This window comes from Virgibacillus alimentarius (assembly GCF_000709085.1).
Taxonomy (GTDB): domain Bacteria; phylum Bacillota; class Bacilli; order Bacillales; family Amphibacillaceae; genus Virgibacillus_B; species Virgibacillus_B alimentarius.
In genome coordinates, this window is record NZ_JFBD01000005.1 from 1 (window position 1) to 18821 (window position 18821).

The following is an 18821-nucleotide window of genomic DNA, read 5'->3' on the forward strand; positions in this document are numbered from 1 at the left end:
TTATCGCTCGACTTCACTCGATTATTGCGCGACCTCCCGCTTAGAAGCTTTTTATATGGAAGGTTTTCTGCTGGGGCAGAAAACCAACCACCTCCTTGCTGAGTAAGCATTGATGTAAAAGCAAGGCAGTCCTTGCGCGAGTTTTAGGCGTTATTGCTCAACTTTATGTGGCTGTTGCTCGGGTTTGAAGGATTGTCGCGCGCGTTTGCGATGCTACTGCGCGACTTTCTCTCTTTATCGCTCGACTTCACTCGATTATCGCGCGACCTCCCGCTTACAAGCTGTTCATAATGGAAGGTTTTCTGCCCCAGCAGAAAACCAACCTCCTTGCTGAGTAAGCACGACGAGACAAACGTACTGTCCCAACATAGATAACCGCTTTTTTATATTGTTTAAATTTCCCTACCCCTATTCCCACGAGCTCAATTATGAATCTCCACGCCGCCAAAAGCAGCAAGACAATGCATTTTCAATACCGGGAGATCCTCATTGTCACTTGCATATCTCCGGGTTTTGTCTTCCCATCCGCCAAAAAGCGGGATACCGGTAATTTCCACGCGTACATTTTCTGGAACACGAATCGATGCGCCGCCAAACAATGTTGTCACCTCAAGGGAAGCGCCCTTTTCTGAAAGAACAGCGTCACGCAAATCAATTTCCGCTCCGCCAAAGATCGAGGTAACATTTCCACCTTCAAAAGCTTTCGACTGACTCCGGACATCAGCACCGGAAAATAGTGTAAAAACACGAATCGATCGCTTTGAATCAAGTGGTGTGTCACGCTTTGCCCTTGAAAAAATAAACGTTAATCCGACAATGATTAAGATCAGCGGCCAAATATAGGCAGCCAAATGAACATCTACCAGCTCATTGATGAGAAATAGTCCACCAATTGCAATAAACAGGATCCCTGAAAAAGGTGCTATCGAACGGCTTAATAGCTGAACGACCCCAATGATGATCAAAACCAGCGGCCACCATGTCGATACTATTTCCGAAAAATCCCATACATCTGCCTGTTGTAATAAATACCCAAAACCAAATACAAGTAGGACCAGGCCAACCCAAGATTTACTAGACATCTCATATCCCCCTCTTTTTTTACGGATAAATGACCCTACACTTTATAGTATACTGTAGCAGACATGAAATTTGTACAATTTTCTAACAAATATGTTAGCACATGCTACGCCACTCCTAACCTGAATTGGAGCAAGTGGCAGTTTCCGCCGTACGAGTGGTAGAAATGTTTGTTTGAGCTACAATGGTTTTTCGTCCGATCTGGTATCAGCGATTACCGAGCGGTATGCAGCGCTCTCCGCCAAAGATTCAACGCTCGCTCCAATGATTCGGCATTCACCGCCAGAATGCAGCGCTCACCGCATAAGAGTTTCCATCAATCACCATAAAAAAAGCGCTCCATTGTAGGGTGGCCTGTCACACCCTACAATGAAGCACGCTTTCCGATCAAACAAGTTTCAACATGCGGCGGGAGATCGCTCATGCTCCAGCATGCCCGCCACTGTCCATTTCTTCAAAACGCATCTTTTCCCTTCCGCCTTCATACGCACGGAGTAATAAATCCACAATATGGACAGCTTCCATTTCATCTGCGAGTCCTTCCCGCTCGATGCCAAGTTTCATTTGCAGCAAGCATCCGGGGTTGGCGGTAACAATGGTTTTCGCGTTTGTTTTCTTCGCTTGTTCCATCTTATGATCTAGTATTTGCATCGCCATTTCCGATTCGACGATATTGTAAATCCCCGCGGAACCGCAGCACCTGCTCGCATCATGCATTTCGACGTACGTTACACCTTCAATCGATTCCAGCAGCTGGCGCGGTTCCATGAACGTTTTTTGTCCGTTTTTCAAATGACAGGAATCCTGATAGGTGACTATTTGCTCATCCAATTGCAGTGGCATGTTATGAAAATCAAGCGCTACTAAAATGCTTGTAACATCCTTGATTTTCGCCGCGAACGCTGCAGCACGCTCTTGCCACACTGGATCATCTTTTAATAAATAACCGTAATCCACGAGAAACGCACCGCACCCACCTGCATTTGTGATGATATAATCGACCCCAGCGTCTTCAAATGCTGCGATGTTGCGTTTTGCCATTTCTTTTGCTTGCTCTCTTTCGCCGCTATGGCCGTGGAGTGCGCCGCAGCACCCTTGCAATTCCGGAACAACAATTTCGCATCCAGCGTACTGGAGTAGTTTTGTTGTGGCATCATTCGTCGTTTTAAAAACGGTGTCCATTAGGCACCCGGAGAAAAAGGCGACCTTTTTCGTTTGCTTCTTCAGCGGTGCATAATGGCGTGGACGCTGTTTCATTTCTTTTTTCTTTGGCACTTCCGGTAGCACCTTTTCCATCGTCCGCATTGTTTCCGGGAAAAGGTTCATCACGCCAATGGATCGTGCAACGCGCTGCAGTCCGGAGCGCTGGTACATACCAAGCAGCCCGGTTAATCCGATCATACGGTTTTGATGTGGAAAAAGGTGATGAAAGGCTACATTCCGCACCACTTTCTCTGGCAGTGATTTTTCATTTGTTTGGTAAATCGCATCTCTTGCCTGTTCCAGCAAATGCCCAAAATTCACGCCGGACGGGCAGGCCGTTTCACAAGCCCGGCAGCCCAGGCAAAGATCAATGGACCGTTTCACTTCTTCACTCGGTTCAATGTCTCCGTCCACGAGTCCCTTCATAAGCGCGATTCTGCCTCTCGGGGAGTGCACCTCATCTTTACCGGTTTCGATATACGTTGGACAGCTTGGGAGGCAAAAGCCGCAGCGCGTACAATTCAAGATTTCCTCATAGTCCATTTTTTCCTTAAAATTATTTTGAATCCGCTCTTTTTCCTTTGCGTCCATCATTTGTCAATCACCACGCTTTTGGTAAAAATCTTCTCTGGATTCATGATGTTATTTGGATCCAGTGCCTGCTTAATACTCCGCATTGCTTCAATCCCAGCTTCCCCTGCTTTTAAGTGCAAGTACGGTAGTTTCATCGCGCCGACACCATGTTCCCCTGTGATGGTACCGCCAAGTTCCACCGCTTTCTTGAAAATTTCATCAAACGCTTGTTCAACGAGCGCAATTTCCTCTTTATCGCGAATATCAGTCAAACAGGTTGGATGTAGGTTTCCGTCACCTGCATGGCCAAACGTACAAATGTTCAACTCATATTTTTCCGCAATTTCACGAATCGCCTTGACCATCGGGGCGATCTCCGACCTTGGTACCGTCGCATCTTCTAAGATCGTTGTCGGCCTGAGTCTCGATAATGCGGATAACGCCGCCCTTCTTGCGGTCGTGAGTGCTTCTGCCTCCACTTCGGTCGCAGCCACCGTCACCTCAAATGCGCCATTTTCCCTGCATAACGTTTCGATTTTTTCCACGTCCCGTTCCACGATCTCGGGTGCTCCGTCCTGCTCAATAAGGAGTACCGCCTTGGCATCTGTCGGGAGTCCAATTTTCGCAAAATCTTCCACGACTTTGACTGTAGCCTGGTCTAAAAATTCCAGTGTCGCCGGAATAATCCGGTTCGTGATCATGGCCGATACCGTTTCAGCCGCCGCTTCGATATCATGATAAAGCGCAAGCATCGTTTTTTTCATCTCCGGCATTGGAATTAGTTTCAACGTAGCCTCCGTCACCACGCCAAGCGTCCCTTCCGCACCGACATAAAGCCGTGTTAAGTCATAACCGGCCACGTCTTTCGCCAGCTTTCCGCCAGTGCGAATGATCTCGCCACTCGGCAGGACAATTTCCAGTCCGAGCACATAATCCCTTGTTACGCCATACTTCAGACCGCGCAGGCCGCCTGAATTTTCACTAATATTTCCGCCAATTTGCGAAATATGCATGGAGCCGGGGTCAGGTGGGTAAAACAATCCCACTTCCTCTGCCGCCTTATGTACATCTTGTGTATAAACACCTGGCTGCACCGTCATTGTTAAGTTTTCCTCATCGATTTCGAGGATCTTGCTCATCTGTTTAAACAGAAGCACAATCCCACCTTCCAGTGGCGCCGTACCACCGCATAAATTCGTTCCTGATCCGCGTGGCACAATCGGAATCTTTTCCTCATTGCACAAACGAACCACTGCTGCGACTTCTTCCGTATTCCGGGGTGAGACCACCGCATCTGGCATCGCTTGAAACTGTGGCGTCGAATCATAGGAATACGCTAGCAAACTAGCATTGCTGTTCTCTACATTTTCTTCTCCCACCATCGATTCCAAGCGACGTATGATATTTTCCTGAAGCATAGACATTCTCCTCTGATCCCTTTTTTCCTATTTTAATAGAAAAGACCCGAGCAAATATATATGCAATCACACAATAATCAAGCGTTTTACTGTATCTTTTTTGGTTGTATCAACACATCTGAAGCGCCAGGTAAAATAAAGCAATGCCTTCCGCTTCTTTTGGATCGACGTCGGTCATTTCTTTTATCTGTCGCAGCCTGTAATGGAGTGTATTCGTATGGATGTGCATCACACTTGCCGTATCTTTGATGGACTGGCGATGGTTAAAATAACATTTCAATGTTGCGAGCAATTCCTTTTCCGCTTCGATCCCGCCTAAAACCCGGTGGATAAACTCCCGCCTCGTTTCAGGATCAATTTCTTCTACAATCAAATCCATCAATAAATCATCATAAAAAATAATGTCACCCTTTGCTCGTGCCACTTTCGTAGCCTTCACCGCCTCCCGGTAGGCCTCATCGAGCTGATACGTCACCGTCGACTTGCTCATCCCAATCGAAAGATAGATCGGATAATTTTCCTCCACATACGCCTTCCACTTTTTTAACGTCATATGTAAAAAGTTTTTGGAATTCTTATTCCGCTGATTTTTTAATAAAAGAAACCTTCCATTTCCCCAGCGGATCATATAATCACTGGACAGGCGTCGCTTGAGTAAGTCCATCACCTCTGACTGCATGCGCTGCTGATGATCGATAGATGGCTTCATATCCATTTGCAGGAATGCACATAAATAAGGACTTCCTAGCGAAATGCCCAGCATCTGCCCACGCCGGATAAATGCATCATCCACCTCTTTCGCGTAAAGCCATTCCTGGAAAAATGCCTCAAGCCCGCGCATCTCCCATTCCTTTTGTTCTATATGATAGGCTTCTTTAATCATCAATTCCGTCATCTTCCTTAGCAAATCCGCATAAGGCTCCACATGACTTGGAATCCCCGTGATCCCAATCACCCCGATCACTTTCCCCTCAAAAAAGATAGGCAAATTAATCCCGGGCTTTACCCCTTTTAAAACCGCCGCCTTTTCCGTTGTAATATCATATTTCCGCTCCGTCTGCATCACCATCTTCGCGCCTTCATGAAAACTCCCAACTCGGTCCTTATCCGTAGAAGCAATGATGTTTCCATTTTCATTGACGATAATCAAATCCTCATCAATAATCGTCTGCACCTCATCAATAATCTTACTCGCAAGTTCCGGCAACAATCGCAAATCCCCCACCCCTTTCTTCTATTATTATAAGACGAAATGGGACGTTTAGAAATGGTTGAGCGTGGCTGACATTCTTCTATGCAAGATGCAGCTTCTCCCGGTGCGCATACACGTGTTAAAAAAATGTCGATAAAGGAGTTTTCCTAATATTAGGTTACTTTCGTGTTGATTCCATTCAATCTATGTTATAGTGAAGTTGTGTAGGAAAGTTTTCCCTCTACTTCACTACGAGGAATACAAAGAAAATACGGAAATGAATAAAGTAAATATTTGTTAAGGAGTGTTTTTGAGTGAAAGACCTTTATCCTTCAAGAAAAAATGACCAACCGGAAATTTTAGATCGGAAGGATCCGGTAATTCATACAGAGCGATCACAAGATGATCAAGCTCCTCTATCAAAAGAACAACTTGATTCATACGAAAAAAATGGGTTTTTGCAAATCGAAAATTTCTTCTCAAAAGAAGAAGTCGTCAACATGCAGAAGGCCATTTTTGAATTACAGGACGCCAATCGGGATGTAACATCAGACAAAGTAATACGCGAACCGGAAAGTGAGGACATCCGTTCCATTTTCCACGTTCATAACGATGACAATTATTTTAAAGAAGTAGCATATGACCAACGCATTATGGATATTGTCAATCACCTGCTGGGCAGCGATGTCTACATTCATCAATCCCGCATCAACTATAAGCCAGGGTTTAAAGGAAAAGAATTCGACTGGCATTCGGACTTTGAAACATGGCATACAGAAGACGGCATGCCACGGATGAGAGCAGTCAGCTTGTCCATTGCTCTATCGGACAATTACACTTTTAACGGACCCTTAATGTTGATACCGGGATCCCAAAACTACTATGTTAGTTGTGTAGGCGCGACACCAGAGGATAACTATAAAGAATCATTGAAAAAGCAGAAATTCGGTGTGCCAGATGAAGACAGCCTGCGCTGGCTTACTGAACAAGGCGGGGGAATCTCCGTACCAACCGGAAAAGCAGGATCGATCACCTTATTTGAAAGTAATACCATGCATGGTTCAACCAGCAACATGACACCATACCCGCGCAACAATCTATTTATGGTATACAATAGCGTGGAAAATGCACTGGTCGAACCATTCTCAGGAAGCAAACCACGTCCTGAATACATCGCTGTGCGCGAAGGCATCCGTACTTTAACCAGCGCAAAATAAAACCATAAACTATCCGGGAAACTTTCCTACAGCAATCACAAACTGGCCCAGAAGAGAGCACCTCTTCTGGGCCAGTTTTTTTCCAGAAAGTTTTCTGCCTCAGCAGAAAACCAACCTCCTCCCTGCGTCGAGACCACTCAAAGCAGATGCACGTCGCGCTACTCTAGCCCGCTAACGCGCGACTCTCTTGCCTTATGGCGCGAGTCTTCCCCTCTGTCGCTCGACTTTCCTCCTCTGTCGCTCGAGCACAACACATTATCGCTCGAATCCCCCCTCAATTTGTTCGTAAGCCACATTCCTTTGCATGAACAAGAAGGGAACAGTAAAATAATAGATAACCAGAGGAAATGAAATACATCCCTATTCGAAGGATTTTTTTATCAAGCTGGCAGTGAAGGAGGGGTTTCTATTTTTGAAAAGAGTTTTCGCCATTTGAAGCGCTACAGGGAGATAGCTGTTGCTTTTTCTAAAAATGGATTTGGGTATATGGTGAGGGAGCTTGGGCTACATGAGTTGATTCCCCTGCCAAGACGTTTCAGTGTAAAACGGAGCCAGAAACATCACGCAAAGACGATCGGCGAGCGGATCCGACTGTTTTTAGAGGAGCTGGGTCCGACGTTTGTGAAGTTAGGACAATTTGCAAGTACCCGTTCTGATTTGATACCAGATCATATCATTCAAGAATTGGAAAAACTCCAGGATCAAGTCCCTGCGAATGAAGCGAAAGAAATGAAAGAAGTTATCGAGAAGGAACTAAAGATGCCGATCGAACAAATTTTTAGTCAATTTCATGATGAACCGCTTGGTGCTGCTTCGATCGGACAGGTGCATTATGCGGTGTTACAGACGGGAGAAGCGGTTGCAGTGAAGGTGCAGCGACCGAATATTAAAAAGAACATTAAAACGGATTTAGAAATTCTTAAGCAACTAGCAGTTATGGCAGAACATCGGTTGGAATGGGCAAAGAGGTATCAGATAGAGAATATGGTTGATGAATTTGCGAAAGCTCTCCTCCATGAACTGGATTATACAGTAGAAGGAAGGAATGCGGACCGAATTGCCAAACAATTTACAGATGATCCGAACATTCATATTCCAACTATTTATTGGGACTATACCACAAGAAATGTTTTAATAATGGAATATGTTGCTGGAACAAAACTAAACCAGATGGATCAACTTCAGCAAGCTGGCTATGATACAAAGATTTTAGCAAAACGGATCACAAATGCCATATTTCATCAAATTTTTATCGAGGGATTTTTCCATGGGGATCCACATCCAGGGAATATTTCCGCATTACCAGGGGAAAAGGTTGTTCTCATGGACTTTGGCATGATGGGACGGCTTACACGTGATATGAAAAAGAACTTTTCGACGTTAGTCATTTCGATGATGCGACAACATACGGAAGGCGTGATCAAGGCAATTACCCGAATGGGAATGGTTCCTGACGACGTGAATATGGAGCAATTAAGAGCGGATATTGACGACTTGAGGGAAAAATATTATGATGTTCCTTTACGCCAAGTAAGTATCGGTTCAGCTGTAGACGATCTACTTCAAGTTTCCCACAAGCATCAAATTCATATCCCAGCAGACTTAACATTACTCGGAAAAACATTGGCAACGCTGGAGAGTATGGTTGTAAAGCTGGATCCAGAAATAAGTATCATCAAACTAGCCGAACCATTTGGACGCCAATTGCTTTTCGAGCGTTTCCGTCCGAAAAACATCGCGGAAAACGTAGTGAATGAATGGAGCGAAGTCAGCGAGACGTTGGCTGATGTTCCGGAAACGATCCGTGATTTGAAAACAATGATTAAGCAGAGAAAGCTACCGATTGAATTATCATTTTCCAAAGCGGAGAATTTCTTAAATAAACTGGACCGAATCAGTAACCGAATTTCATTCAGCATTGTTCTGCTTTCCTTCAGCATTATTATGGTTGGATTGATTATTGGTTCAGCGTTAGGCGGGCAATCCTCAATCTTATGGGACATCCCGGCAATCGAAATCGGATTTGTCGTAGCGTTACTCATGTTTCTTTGGCTACTTTTTTCCATCTTTCGGTCTGGGCGATTTTAGAGTGCAAGAGATGATCGAAATCAGCAAAAGGAGTGAACATACATGTACCAGTTTGTTGAAGAGCGTATTCAGGAATCAATCGACAATGGGGATTTTGAAAATTTACCCGGAAAAGGAAAACCACTGGATCTACGAGATGAATTACAGGGGTTGTCTCCGGAACTCCGAATGGGATATAAATTGCTAAAAAATGCCGGATATCTTTCAGAGAACACCGACAAAAATAAAGAGCGGCTAACCATCAATGACCTCATTACCACTGCCACCGGAAAAGAAGGCCAACCGATAGCCCGCGATCAGCACAAATTGGATCAATTTGTGCATGAACGAAAACTGCATAAAAATAAAAAATTCACCAGCTATGCTCATAAAATATACCGCAAACTGTTTCCTGGCAAAAGAATGAGGAAAGGTAGTTAATACGGAAGGTTTTCTGCTAAAGCAGAAAACCAGCCTTCTGAACTTGCTTGTTATCGCGCGAGTTGCTTCTTCTGTCGCTCGACCTTCTGACCGCGTTGCGCGAGTTGCGCTATGGCTCATGATTATTGCTATGTACCTCGACCATGTGCACCCCGTCCAGTAAGCGAAAAAATATCCCTACCCTACACATCAATCGAAACACTACTACACATCCCCAAATACATAAGCTCGGCCGTCTACTTCCTTTAGCTGTACCCTTTTTCCGATCTCAAGATCCTCACCTTGATACCTTGCTGTGACACGCAAGCCCTCCGCTAGATCAACAAGGATGATAAAATAGGGTGCTAGATGTGCAAGGGATTTGGGAGCGGCATGGATTTTAGTATACGAATAAACTTCGCCATATCCGCTTAGCTCCATTAATTCCAACTCATCGGTATAGCAGATCGGGCAGTGGTATTTATCTGCATGCAGGATATGATCACAGTTGCTGCAATATTTTGCTGTCATTTGCATCGCTACGCACCTCGTTTCCGGAAAAGATGGACGATGGAATAAGCGCCGGTTCCCCCAAGATTTTGCGCGAGGCCAATACGGGCATTATCTACTTGATTGACCGCATTTCCCCTGAGCTGATCAACGATCTGGATGATTTGCGCGATGCCGGTTGCGCCGATGGGATGGCCTTTTGACAATAAGCCACCGCTCGTATTCACTGGAACCATTCCGCCATGCTTCGTTTTACCTGCTTCCACGGCTTCCCATCCTTTTCCTTTTTCAAAAAGTCCTAGTTCCTCTATTGCGATAATTTCTGTCATGGAAAAGCAATCATGTAGTTCCACCACATCGATGTCTGTCGGTCCTAGTCCTGCTGCTTCATATGCTCTTTTTCCTGACTCATAGGTTGCCGGGATATGAAGCAGATCTTTCGCTTCTTGCATGAGTGGCGTCCCGGATGCTTGACCAGAAGCTAAGACTTCAACGCCGCCCTCTCCTTTTTGAATGACGACTGCTGCAGCACCGTCTGTGATTGGTGAACAATCAAAAAGTCCAAGCGGCTCTGTGACAGGACGTGCATGCATGATCTCTTCCATGCTTATTTCTTTACGGAACTGGGCAATTGGATTATTCATCGCATATGTTCTGTTTTTTAAGGCGACCATGGCGAGATGCTTTTTTTCTGCACCGTATTCATGCATATATCGGTTTGCTAGGACGCCGAAAAACCCGGGAAATGTTAGGCCTGATGCGCCTTCACTTGAATCATTATCCATCGCGAGATTAATTGCGTTAGTAATCGTCGCTGTATCTGATCCGGTCATTTTTTCTGCTCCAGCTACGAGAACAGTGTCATATTCGCCCGCTTTCACGAGTTGGTACCCCTGACGAAATGCGAGTCCGCCTGATGCACAGGCACCTTCCACTTTCATGGATGGTGCATTGCCAAGCCCCAATTCATTCGTCAACATGGATCCCAGTATTTCTTGATTAGCGAGCGTTCCGGATCCGAAATTTCCAACAAACACTGCATCAATTCTCGGTCTACCTGCCTCTAGCAACGCTGCTTTACATGCTTGAATTAACATCGATTTAATAGACGCTTCTTTTTTTCCAAAGGAGGTAATCCCTCTTCCAATGACAGATACGCTGCTCATTCTTTCATCTCCTGTCGCTTAAATTTTTCTCTTAAGGCTTTCCGCAAAATCTTCCCGTAACTGCTTTTTGGCAGTTCTTCGACGATTTCAATAAAGCGCGGTTTTTTATAGCTTGCGAGATGTTCCTTGCATAACGCAATAAGCTCATCTTTTTCTACATATAAAGATGGATCAGTGAGGACGATATGTGCACGGATGGACTCGCCCCACTTTTCATCCGGAACACCGAATACACAGGTTTCTTTTACGGCCGGATGCTGATTCAATACCTCTTCCACCTCACGCGGATAAACATTGAGTCCACCAGTGATGATCGTATCTTTCGCCCTATCAATTAACCGGACGTAGCCTTGTTCATCACGCCAGCCTATATCACCTGTGTGGAACCAACCGTCCTTGATCGATTCATTTGTCGCTTTTTCATTTCTCCAGTATCCTTTCATAACGAGAGAACCTTTACAGGCGATCTCTCCAATCTCCCCTGTAGCTACTTCCCGGCCGTTTTCATCAACAATTTTCACATCGACAAACGGACCGATTGCACCACATGAATCAAGCCGCTCTGAAAGTTTCTTTTTCGGCATCATCGTTATGACCATTGGCGCTTCCACAAGCCCATATGTTTCAGCAAGCTTCGGCCCGAGAATGCCCAGTGCTTTTTTAATTTTTTCAACAGCCATCGGGGCACCTGCCATATTAATGGATTTAATGCTTTGCAGTTTCTCTGGATCAAAGTTTTTTGCATGGATCATTAAATTAACAAGTGTCGGTACCATAAAAATGATCGAGATATTTTCCCTGTGTATATCATCTAAAAACTGCTCTGGATCGAAATTGTTGAAGATAACTTGCTTCAAGCCAAAGAATAGCGCACACTGAGACAGAAAATTACTTCCATGTGTCAGTGGCGCAACATGTCCGATCGTATCCCCGTATGTAATTTCACATACCATGTTTAGCGAAAGGGCACCAGCTAGCATATTTCGATGTGTCAGCATCGCTCCTTTTGGATTTCCCGTTGTTCCGGAAGTATACATGAGCGCAAAAACATCATCTTCGCCCACTTCTACTTCCGGAAAACTTTCCCGTTTCCCACTGATAAAATCAGGATATGCTTTATCTATATCTATTTTTTGAATGGGAAGATCGATTGTTTCAATTAGATCTCCTTCTCCAAAGAGAATGCTAGCTTCAGCGTTTTTTACGATGTACGTGAGCTCTTTTGGATGCAACCGGTAATTGATTGGAACTTTGATGAGACCAGTTAATGCGATCGCCATATCAAATACAACATGTTCTTTCCGGTTTGACATTAATAGGGCGACACGGTCCCCCTTTTCAAGCCCCGCTTCCAGTAAGGCATGTCCCAGCTGGCAAGCTTCTTTTCTTAACTGATCAAACGTCATTGTCCCTCTTACATCTTTTACTGCAGGTCTCGCGCGATGCTGAACGAACGTCTTTTTCGCTAGTTTTCCTAATGTTTCCAACGCAAATCAACCTCCATTACTTAGAAAAGTTAATGACTTTAAATCCTAAATCTTCATCGTAGGTGCGTGTTGCTCTTACTTCACCGGCGGAAGCAATCTGAAATTCAACAGTGATCAATGTCGGATTTTTCCCGCGCAGAAAATGACCGGCGCTTATTTTTCCGCTTTCTTCAATCACGATCCCATGCAAATGCAAATCAAGCTCCCCATTTTCGTCTTCACATATAAATCCTGTACATTGAATCATTTCTACAATACGCGGAATCTCCATTTCCTTCCCGTAACCGGTTGGCATCCCGTCCTCTCCCGTTTCAAAAAGAACATAGCCAACCTTTTTCAGGGAGCCAATACAGGTCACCTTCCCCGATCGAATCCCATGTTTCTCGCATTCTTCTAAAATACCTTCCATTAAATCAACACCTTGAGCAAGTGATCCAAAAACAGAAAATCCTGCTTCTGCTTTATAAGAATGGGATTTTCGCTTCAAGGATTTATCCAATCGCAGCACCCCCACATACTTTAAGCACTTCCCCTGTTACGTAATCAGAGCCTGACCCAGCAAGATAAACAACCGCTTCTGCAATATCTTCCGGTGTCCCCATTCGCTTGATGGGCTGATCAAGTTTGTAATTCATCCCTTTGGTAATTGCTGTCTCAACAGGGCCCGGAGCAACACAATTACAATGGATGCCAAGCTCCCCGACTTCTTTTGCAATCCGTTTCGTTAATGCAATCACACCGCCTTTTGATGCAGCATATGCTGGGCCTGAGCGCCCGCTTTGCCCATCTTCTCCTTTTGCACCTGAGATCGGACCGCCCATGATACCGGAAATGGAACTAATATTAATGATCTTCCCGCTTCCTTGTTTTTCCATATAGGGATAAATGACGGACTGGCAAAATAAAAAAGTACCGCGCAAATTGGTTTCAATATCTCGAAACCACATCGCATCCGTCATATGCTTCAAATCCAATCTGCTGCATGTTCCGGCATTGTTCACCAGCACGTCCACACTACCAAATGCTTCTGCCGTTTCCCGAACAACGCTTTCTACATTTTCTCGCTCTTTTATATCTATATTAAAAATGAGCACTTCCGTTTCCGGATTTATTTCCTGGATTTCTCTTTTCGTTGTTTCGCACGCTTGCATATCAACGAGGACAATACGTGCGCCTTCTTTTGCAAGCGCCTTTGCTGTCGCAGCTCCGATGCCTTGCGCACTTCCAGTTATAATCGCTGTTTTATGCTCCAGTTTTTCCCCCATTTCCTTCCCTCCATTGTTTTACATATTCAGCACATCCGGCAGCCAGTTCGATAATGCGGGGATAAATGTAAGCAAAATCAGAACAGCAATGGATGCGATTAGAAATGGTACGGTTCCGGCAGTTAATTGCTTCAAGGATAGACCGGAAATCCCGCTCGCCACGTATAAATTCAGGCCTACTGGCGGTGTAAAGAGCCCGATCGCCAAACTTACCGTCATCACGACACCAAATGTTGTTGGATCAACATTAATTTCCATCATTATTGGCATGAAGATAGGTACAAATAAATAAAAAGCAGAAATCGCATCAATAAATGCACCGACAATCAACAAAATGACGACAACCATTAATAAGATCAGTACTTTACTATCTGTCATTCCCAGCACCGCTTCTGAAATCGTGCGCGCCATCCCTTGCGTTGTAATGATATAAGACAAGAAAGATGCTGCCCCGACAATAATCATAATGACCGCTGTTTGAATCCCTGCATCAATGAATATTTTTGGCAAGCTTTTCAGATTCAACTCCTTGTATATAAACAAGCCTACAAACAACGCATAAAACACCGCAACAACCGCTGCTTCCGTTGGTGTGAAAATTCCGCCGTAAATTCCACCAAGGATAATGACCGGAATCAACAATCCCCAAATCGCACTATATGAAGCTTTTATTACTTCTTTAAAGGAAGGTTTCCCTGCGCGGACATCCCCATTCTCACTGTCTGCACCTGCAGCAACCTCTTGTTTTGCTGCGTCCTTCTTTCGCATTAAAATAAAACAAGTAACAAGAAAGGCTAATCCAAGAAGCAATCCGGGAATAATACCAGCAATAAACATTCTGCTGATCGTTATCGGAACCATTTCACTAGCGATAACAGCAAAGACGATAAACGCAATACTTGGCGGAATAACAATCCCAATCGAGCCGGAACTTGCTACAAGGCCAGCTGCTGTGCGCTTCGGATATCCGTTTTTTACTAAAGCAGGGATCAATATACCACCAATCGCAGCAACGGTAGCAGGACCAGACCCGGAAATCGCTGCGAAAAAAAGCGCCGTCATAATCGTTACAATCGCAATCCCGTTTTTCCGGTGTGAAACACAAACATTGGCAAAATCAATTAATCGCCTTGAAATACCAGCATGTTCCATAATCACCCCAGCCAGGACAAAAAATGGAATCGCAAGCAACGTGAATGAGGAAATGCTTGCATACATATTACTCGGGATTAATTCCAGCGCATCAAAGCCACGGTCCATATAAAGAATAATTAATCCTGATACACCAATCGCAAAGGCAATTGGTACATTAAGTAAGACGAGGATAAAAAAAGTTCCAAATAAAAGAAGTTCTGTCATGATTCATTCACGCTCTCATTCTTGATGCTGATGATGCTTTTAACGGTTGATTCAATAGTGCGGATAATACATAATACAGCACCAAACGGAACTGCAGAAGAAAATACCCACTGCGGCCAGCCTAGCGCAGGTGTTGTTTGCCCCCGTTCCCATTGAGCGCTAACAATATCCAGCCCATGATATGCCACAACAAAAAAGAAAAACGCAATCACAGCGCCGACAAAGATACTGCTGATCACTTTATTTACATTGTTCGCTTTTTCATAAAGTAAATTAAACCCTAAATGCGCTCCCTTATAAATTCCAACGGAAGCTCCAACAAAGGTCAACAGCACGAATAAATTGATCGTCACTTCTTCCGTAAAAGATAAAGAAAGCCCGAAAAAGAAGCGCGATAATACGTTTGCAAATGTAATGATTGCCATGATTGCCATGCTTGATGCTAGAATCGTATATTCAACATACAGTAGTGCCTTACTCATTCATTCTCCCTCCTTATAAAGAGACGACGCTGTTAAACATAAGTCAGCGTCGCCCTTCCTTGTTATTCTCTGAACATCTTTAGCAAATCTTCGCCCCATACGCTTTTATATTTGTCATACACTGGTTCTAACGCTTCTTTGAATGCTTCCTTCTCTTTATCATTTAGTTCGTAAATTTCCATTCCTTTTTCTTTCAGCTCTTTCATCTGTTTTTCCTCGAGTTTACGTGTTTCTTCAATTTGATATTCATTTGCTTCTTTTGCTGCATCCTGTAGTAACTTTTGATCTTCCTCACTCATCGCGTCGAATAATTCTTTATTAATCCCTAGTACAATCGGGTCAAAAGAATAATCCCAGGCCGTCATATAATCCTGTACTTCATTTAATTGAGAAGAATGGATCACATCAACAGGGTTTTCCTGCCCATCAATGGTTCCTTGCTGCAATGCTGTAAACACTTCCGAGAACGTCATCGTAGACGGGTCAGTTCCAAGCTCTTTCCATAAATCTGTGTACATATTGATTCCAGGAATTCTTATTTTCATTCCATCTAAATCTTCCGGCTTTTTAATTGGCTTCACACTATTTGTCAATTGACGGAATCCATTTTGACCAAAGCCTAACGGTTCTACGCCATTTTCACGCAAAATATCATTAATCATCTCTCCGCCTTCCCCGTTAAGCTTCTCAAAGGCAGTATCTACATCATCGAATATAAACGGAGCACTAAGAACACCGAGACGCTCATCCATCACAGAGTAAATAATGGTTGAATTGTAGGACATGTCCTGTGTACCATTTGCCACCTGCTGCACCGTCGTTCCGGAGTCTCCACCAGAAAGCTGCTCATTCGCATAAACTGAAATCTTGATGCGTCCATCTGACTTTTCCTCCACAATTTCTGCCAATTTTTCACCCGCTTTAAACCAAGTGGACGCTTCACCAGTCGTCACAGACATATCCAGTTCATACGTGTCGCCACCTGCTCCTTCTCCACTAGCTTCTTTATCGTCACTGCCACACGCAGCGAGAAAAGTTGCTAAAATTAAAAAAATTAATCCTACCAAAAACTTTTTCATTGTATATCTCCTCCCACGTTGTTTTGCTGATAACCAAGCTGCAAAGAAATCTTATCGGCAGCTTTCGACAATTTTTGCACTGTTGAGGCAATGCGCTGCTTATTTGTAATACGAGGTGCAATGCCGGCGATACATAATGCAGCGATAACACTACCTGTATCATTTTTAATTGGACAAGCAAATCCTCTTAAGCCAACTTCATATTCCTCATGATCAAGTGCATAACCTTGTTCTTTAATGCTTTTCAGTTCAGCCAGCAATTTTTGTTGATCGGTAATCGTATTTTCCGTCATACGGGTGAGCTGCTGACTTTGTAAATAGACTTCTAAATCCTGTTCATCCAGTGCTGATAAAAAAAGTTTCCCCGAAGCCACTGCGTGTGCCGGAGCTTGCTTTCCTGGATCAAACACCGTTCTTACGGTATGTGTGCTTTCGATATTATCTACATACTGAACTGCTTGACCATCAAAGACTGCAAGAAGTACACTTTCTCCTACGTCCTGAGCCAATTGTTCGAGGTAAGGGCGTGCAATCGTATGTAACGCATCATGTTTTTGTGCATGCACACCAAGATTAATAAAAGATTGTGTAAGACGAATGGTATTGTTTTCATTTTTTTCAATATACCCAAGGCTCATTAATGTTGCGAGGAAACGGTGGAGTGTACTTTTATTCATATCCAGCTTCACCGCTAGATCAGCGGGTGTTATCTCTTCCTCTGACAAAGCCTCTAGCACCTTAAACACCTTCGTCACACTTTTAATCTCATATTCCACCGAAGCCACACACCCCCATTTTTCTAGTTTTACTTTATGAAACTAAAGTTTTAATAATAAATAGATTAGTCTATTTATTTGTGGTTGTCAATTGATTCAGAAAATTTTTATGAACTTTCTTCCCTTTTTAATAACAACTCAGATTCCCTTCCTAGATAATTGGAAAAATAAGCACCAAGCGACAAATTGATAATCATATTGATCACAGCCGGTATCGCCGCCGTTACGCCAAAAAACTCCAGTGCCAAAATCGCAGCAAGTGCCGAATTGCATAGGCCTACCTCAAATAAAATCGCTATCGCACTCTCCCGCTTGATTCCAGCAAGCAGGGCAATCTTATAACCCGCGAGCATCGGCAGCAGCACCTGCACAAATACAGCAATCGTCAAGCCGACCAATAGCCCAGCACCAAGCTTCATCTGACTCGAAACACTCGCAACAACGGTCACCACAATAAAAACGATCGTAAAAGAAGAAGCAAATCTCCGGTACTCCGTTATCTTATGAATCGCATTTTGAAACAGATGGCGGGCGGTCATTCCAAGCACGATAGGTAAAATGACGATGAAAAACATCTTTTTCGCAAGCGGAAAAAAGGAAACCACCACACTCCCACTAGCAAAGAAATCCATGATTGCCGGCGTCAGCACAGGACTGATAAACACATCCAAAATTCCCATCGCCACGATCAGCGAAGCATTCCCGCCAGCCAAAAACGTATACAATGTCGCAGCCGTCCCGCTCGGTACACTCCCTGTTAAAATCAGCCCATCCGCAATTTCAGGCAAATTGGAAAAAAACACGACCGCCAAAACAACAGAAAGCGCTACTGTCAGCGTCCACTTCAAAAACAGCCCCGTACTGATAATAAAGAATGACTTTTTAAGAATGGCTAAATCCTCCAGCGCCATCGAAAGCCCCGCCAAAAATATCACAAACCCAAGCAAAAAATCCGTACTCCCCTCAAACACTGCAAAAGGCCCCGGTACCATATATGCAATCACCGCTCCTAAGGCAATGTATAAAGGAAGAAATTTTGAAATATGATCATTCAAACGCATGCTTAACACCTCTAATAAGCTTCAATGGATATAATACAGACGAGTGTAACACAAAATGTCAAAAATTTGGGAATTAATCAATCCTTAAAAATTCGGGGTGCAGTTCCGGGCTCTATCGCTCGAGTTTAGCTCCGTATTGCTCGATTTCAGCCCTCTATCGCTTGAGTTTAGCCCTGTATCGCTCGAGTTTAGCCCTGTATCGCTCGAGTTTAGCCCTGTATTGCTCGACTTTAGCCCTGCATCGCTCGAGTTCAACACTGTATCGCGCGAGTTCAACCCTCTATCGCTCGAGTTCAACCCTGTATCGCGCGACTTCAGCTCTGCATCGCTCGAGTTTAGCCCTGCATCGCGCGACTTCAACCCTGTATCGCTCGAGTTTAGCTCTGTATCGCGCGAGTTCAGCCCTGCATCGCTCGAGTTTAGCCCTGCATCGCGCGACTTCAGCCCTCTATCGCTCGAGTTCAGC

Annotated in this window: 18 protein-coding genes; 4 read left to right on the top strand and 14 right to left on the bottom strand. The window is 44.3% G+C overall.

Translation table 11 applies throughout. The features are described 5' to 3' along the window. Nucleotides 1-422: 422 nt before the first annotated feature. From GZ63_RS0100930 to GZ63_RS0100945, 4 genes are all read right to left on the bottom strand, one after another. A complete protein-coding gene (locus tag GZ63_RS0100930; RefSeq protein ID WP_029265959.1) occupies nucleotides 423-1082 on the bottom strand; it encodes a LiaF transmembrane domain-containing protein in 660 nt (219 codons plus the stop codon). 418 nt (nucleotides 1083-1500) lie between these two features. Continuing rightward, complete coding sequence (locus GZ63_RS0100935) at nucleotides 1501-2877, bottom strand: (Fe-S)-binding protein (protein WP_051681341.1); 1377 nt, start codon at nucleotides 2875-2877, stop codon at nucleotides 1501-1503. Continuing rightward, entirely contained in the window at nucleotides 2874-4274 is a 1401-nt protein-coding gene (gene glcD / locus GZ63_RS0100940; RefSeq protein WP_029265963.1) for a glycolate oxidase subunit GlcD, read from the bottom strand. The genes GZ63_RS0100935 and glcD overlap by 4 nt, the downstream gene beginning before the upstream one ends. 109 nt (nucleotides 4275-4383) lie before the next feature. After that, on the bottom strand, nucleotides 4384-5490 hold the full coding sequence (locus GZ63_RS0100945; RefSeq protein WP_029265965.1) for a CdaR family transcriptional regulator: 1107 nt from the start codon (nucleotides 5488-5490) through the stop codon (nucleotides 4384-4386). A 290-nt stretch (nucleotides 5491-5780) separates the two neighbouring features. Between GZ63_RS0100945 and thpD the strand changes: the two genes are divergently transcribed. The 3 genes from thpD to GZ63_RS0100960 all read left to right on the top strand — a co-directional run bounded on the left by thpD (nucleotide 5781) and on the right by GZ63_RS0100960 (nucleotide 9191). Next, complete coding sequence (gene thpD / locus GZ63_RS0100950; protein ID WP_029265966.1) at nucleotides 5781-6683, top strand: ectoine hydroxylase; 903 nt, start codon at nucleotides 5781-5783, stop codon at nucleotides 6681-6683. Nucleotides 6684-7091: 408 nt separating this feature from the next. Continuing rightward, nucleotides 7092-8771, top strand: coding sequence for an ABC1 kinase family protein (locus GZ63_RS0100955; RefSeq protein ID WP_404814828.1), 1680 nt, complete (start codon nucleotides 7092-7094; stop codon nucleotides 8769-8771). A 42-nt stretch (nucleotides 8772-8813) separates the two neighbouring features. Beyond that, a complete protein-coding gene (locus tag GZ63_RS0100960) occupies nucleotides 8814-9191 on the top strand; it encodes a DnaJ family domain-containing protein (protein WP_029265970.1) in 378 nt (125 codons plus the stop codon). A 204-nt stretch (nucleotides 9192-9395) separates the two neighbouring features. Here the strand turns inward: GZ63_RS0100960 and GZ63_RS0100965 are convergent, their stop codons facing one another. From GZ63_RS0100965 to GZ63_RS16250, 10 genes are all read right to left on the bottom strand, one after another. Continuing rightward, on the bottom strand, nucleotides 9396-9707 hold the full coding sequence (locus GZ63_RS0100965; RefSeq protein WP_051681342.1) for a Zn-ribbon domain-containing OB-fold protein: 312 nt from the start codon (nucleotides 9705-9707) through the stop codon (nucleotides 9396-9398). Between the two features lie 2 nt (nucleotides 9708-9709). Continuing rightward, nucleotides 9710-10846 carry a thiolase C-terminal domain-containing protein gene (locus GZ63_RS0100970; RefSeq protein WP_029265974.1) on the bottom strand — a complete coding sequence of 379 codons (1137 nt, stop codon included), beginning with the start codon at nucleotides 10844-10846 and terminating at the stop codon, nucleotides 9710-9712. After that, nucleotides 10843-12333: a class I adenylate-forming enzyme family protein gene (locus GZ63_RS0100975; RefSeq protein WP_029265975.1), complete on the bottom strand. Its 1491-nt coding sequence runs from the start codon at nucleotides 12331-12333 to the stop codon at nucleotides 10843-10845. Before GZ63_RS0100975 ends, GZ63_RS0100970 begins: the two co-directional genes overlap by 4 nt. Nucleotides 12334-12349: 16 nt before the next feature. Continuing rightward, on the bottom strand, nucleotides 12350-12832 hold the full coding sequence (locus GZ63_RS16245; RefSeq protein ID WP_051681343.1) for a PPC domain-containing DNA-binding protein: 483 nt from the start codon (nucleotides 12830-12832) through the stop codon (nucleotides 12350-12352). Next, complete coding sequence (locus GZ63_RS0100985; protein ID WP_029265979.1) at nucleotides 12825-13598, bottom strand: SDR family NAD(P)-dependent oxidoreductase; 774 nt, start codon at nucleotides 13596-13598, stop codon at nucleotides 12825-12827. Before GZ63_RS0100985 ends, GZ63_RS16245 begins: the two co-directional genes overlap by 8 nt. 18 nt (nucleotides 13599-13616) lie before the next feature. Next, the gene (locus GZ63_RS0100990; protein WP_029265981.1) at nucleotides 13617-14957 is read right to left on the bottom strand and encodes a TRAP transporter large permease; all 1341 of its coding nucleotides are present in this window, start codon (nucleotides 14955-14957) and stop codon (nucleotides 13617-13619) included. Further along, nucleotides 14954-15439 (bottom strand): TRAP transporter small permease, encoded by a 486-nt coding sequence (locus GZ63_RS0100995; protein WP_029265983.1) that lies wholly within the window; start codon nucleotides 15437-15439, stop codon nucleotides 14954-14956. The genes GZ63_RS0100990 and GZ63_RS0100995 overlap by 4 nt, the downstream gene beginning before the upstream one ends. A gap of 62 nt (nucleotides 15440-15501) precedes the next feature. Beyond that, nucleotides 15502-16518 (bottom strand): DctP family TRAP transporter solute-binding subunit, encoded by a 1017-nt coding sequence (locus GZ63_RS0101000; RefSeq protein WP_029265985.1) that lies wholly within the window; start codon nucleotides 16516-16518, stop codon nucleotides 15502-15504. Then, a complete protein-coding gene (locus GZ63_RS0101005) occupies nucleotides 16515-17294 on the bottom strand; it encodes an IclR family transcriptional regulator (protein WP_029265987.1) in 780 nt (259 codons plus the stop codon). Before GZ63_RS0101005 ends, GZ63_RS0101000 begins: the two co-directional genes overlap by 4 nt. Nucleotides 17295-17401: 107 nt before the next feature. Further along, entirely contained in the window at nucleotides 17402-18355 is a 954-nt protein-coding gene (locus GZ63_RS16250; protein WP_038220817.1) for a bile acid:sodium symporter family protein, read from the bottom strand. Nucleotides 18356-18491: 136 nt separating this feature from the next. Between GZ63_RS16250 and GZ63_RS18250 the strand changes: the two genes are divergently transcribed. Next, nucleotides 18492-18821 (top strand): hypothetical protein (locus GZ63_RS18250; protein WP_226374286.1); only part of this gene is annotated, 330 nt, incomplete at its 3' end.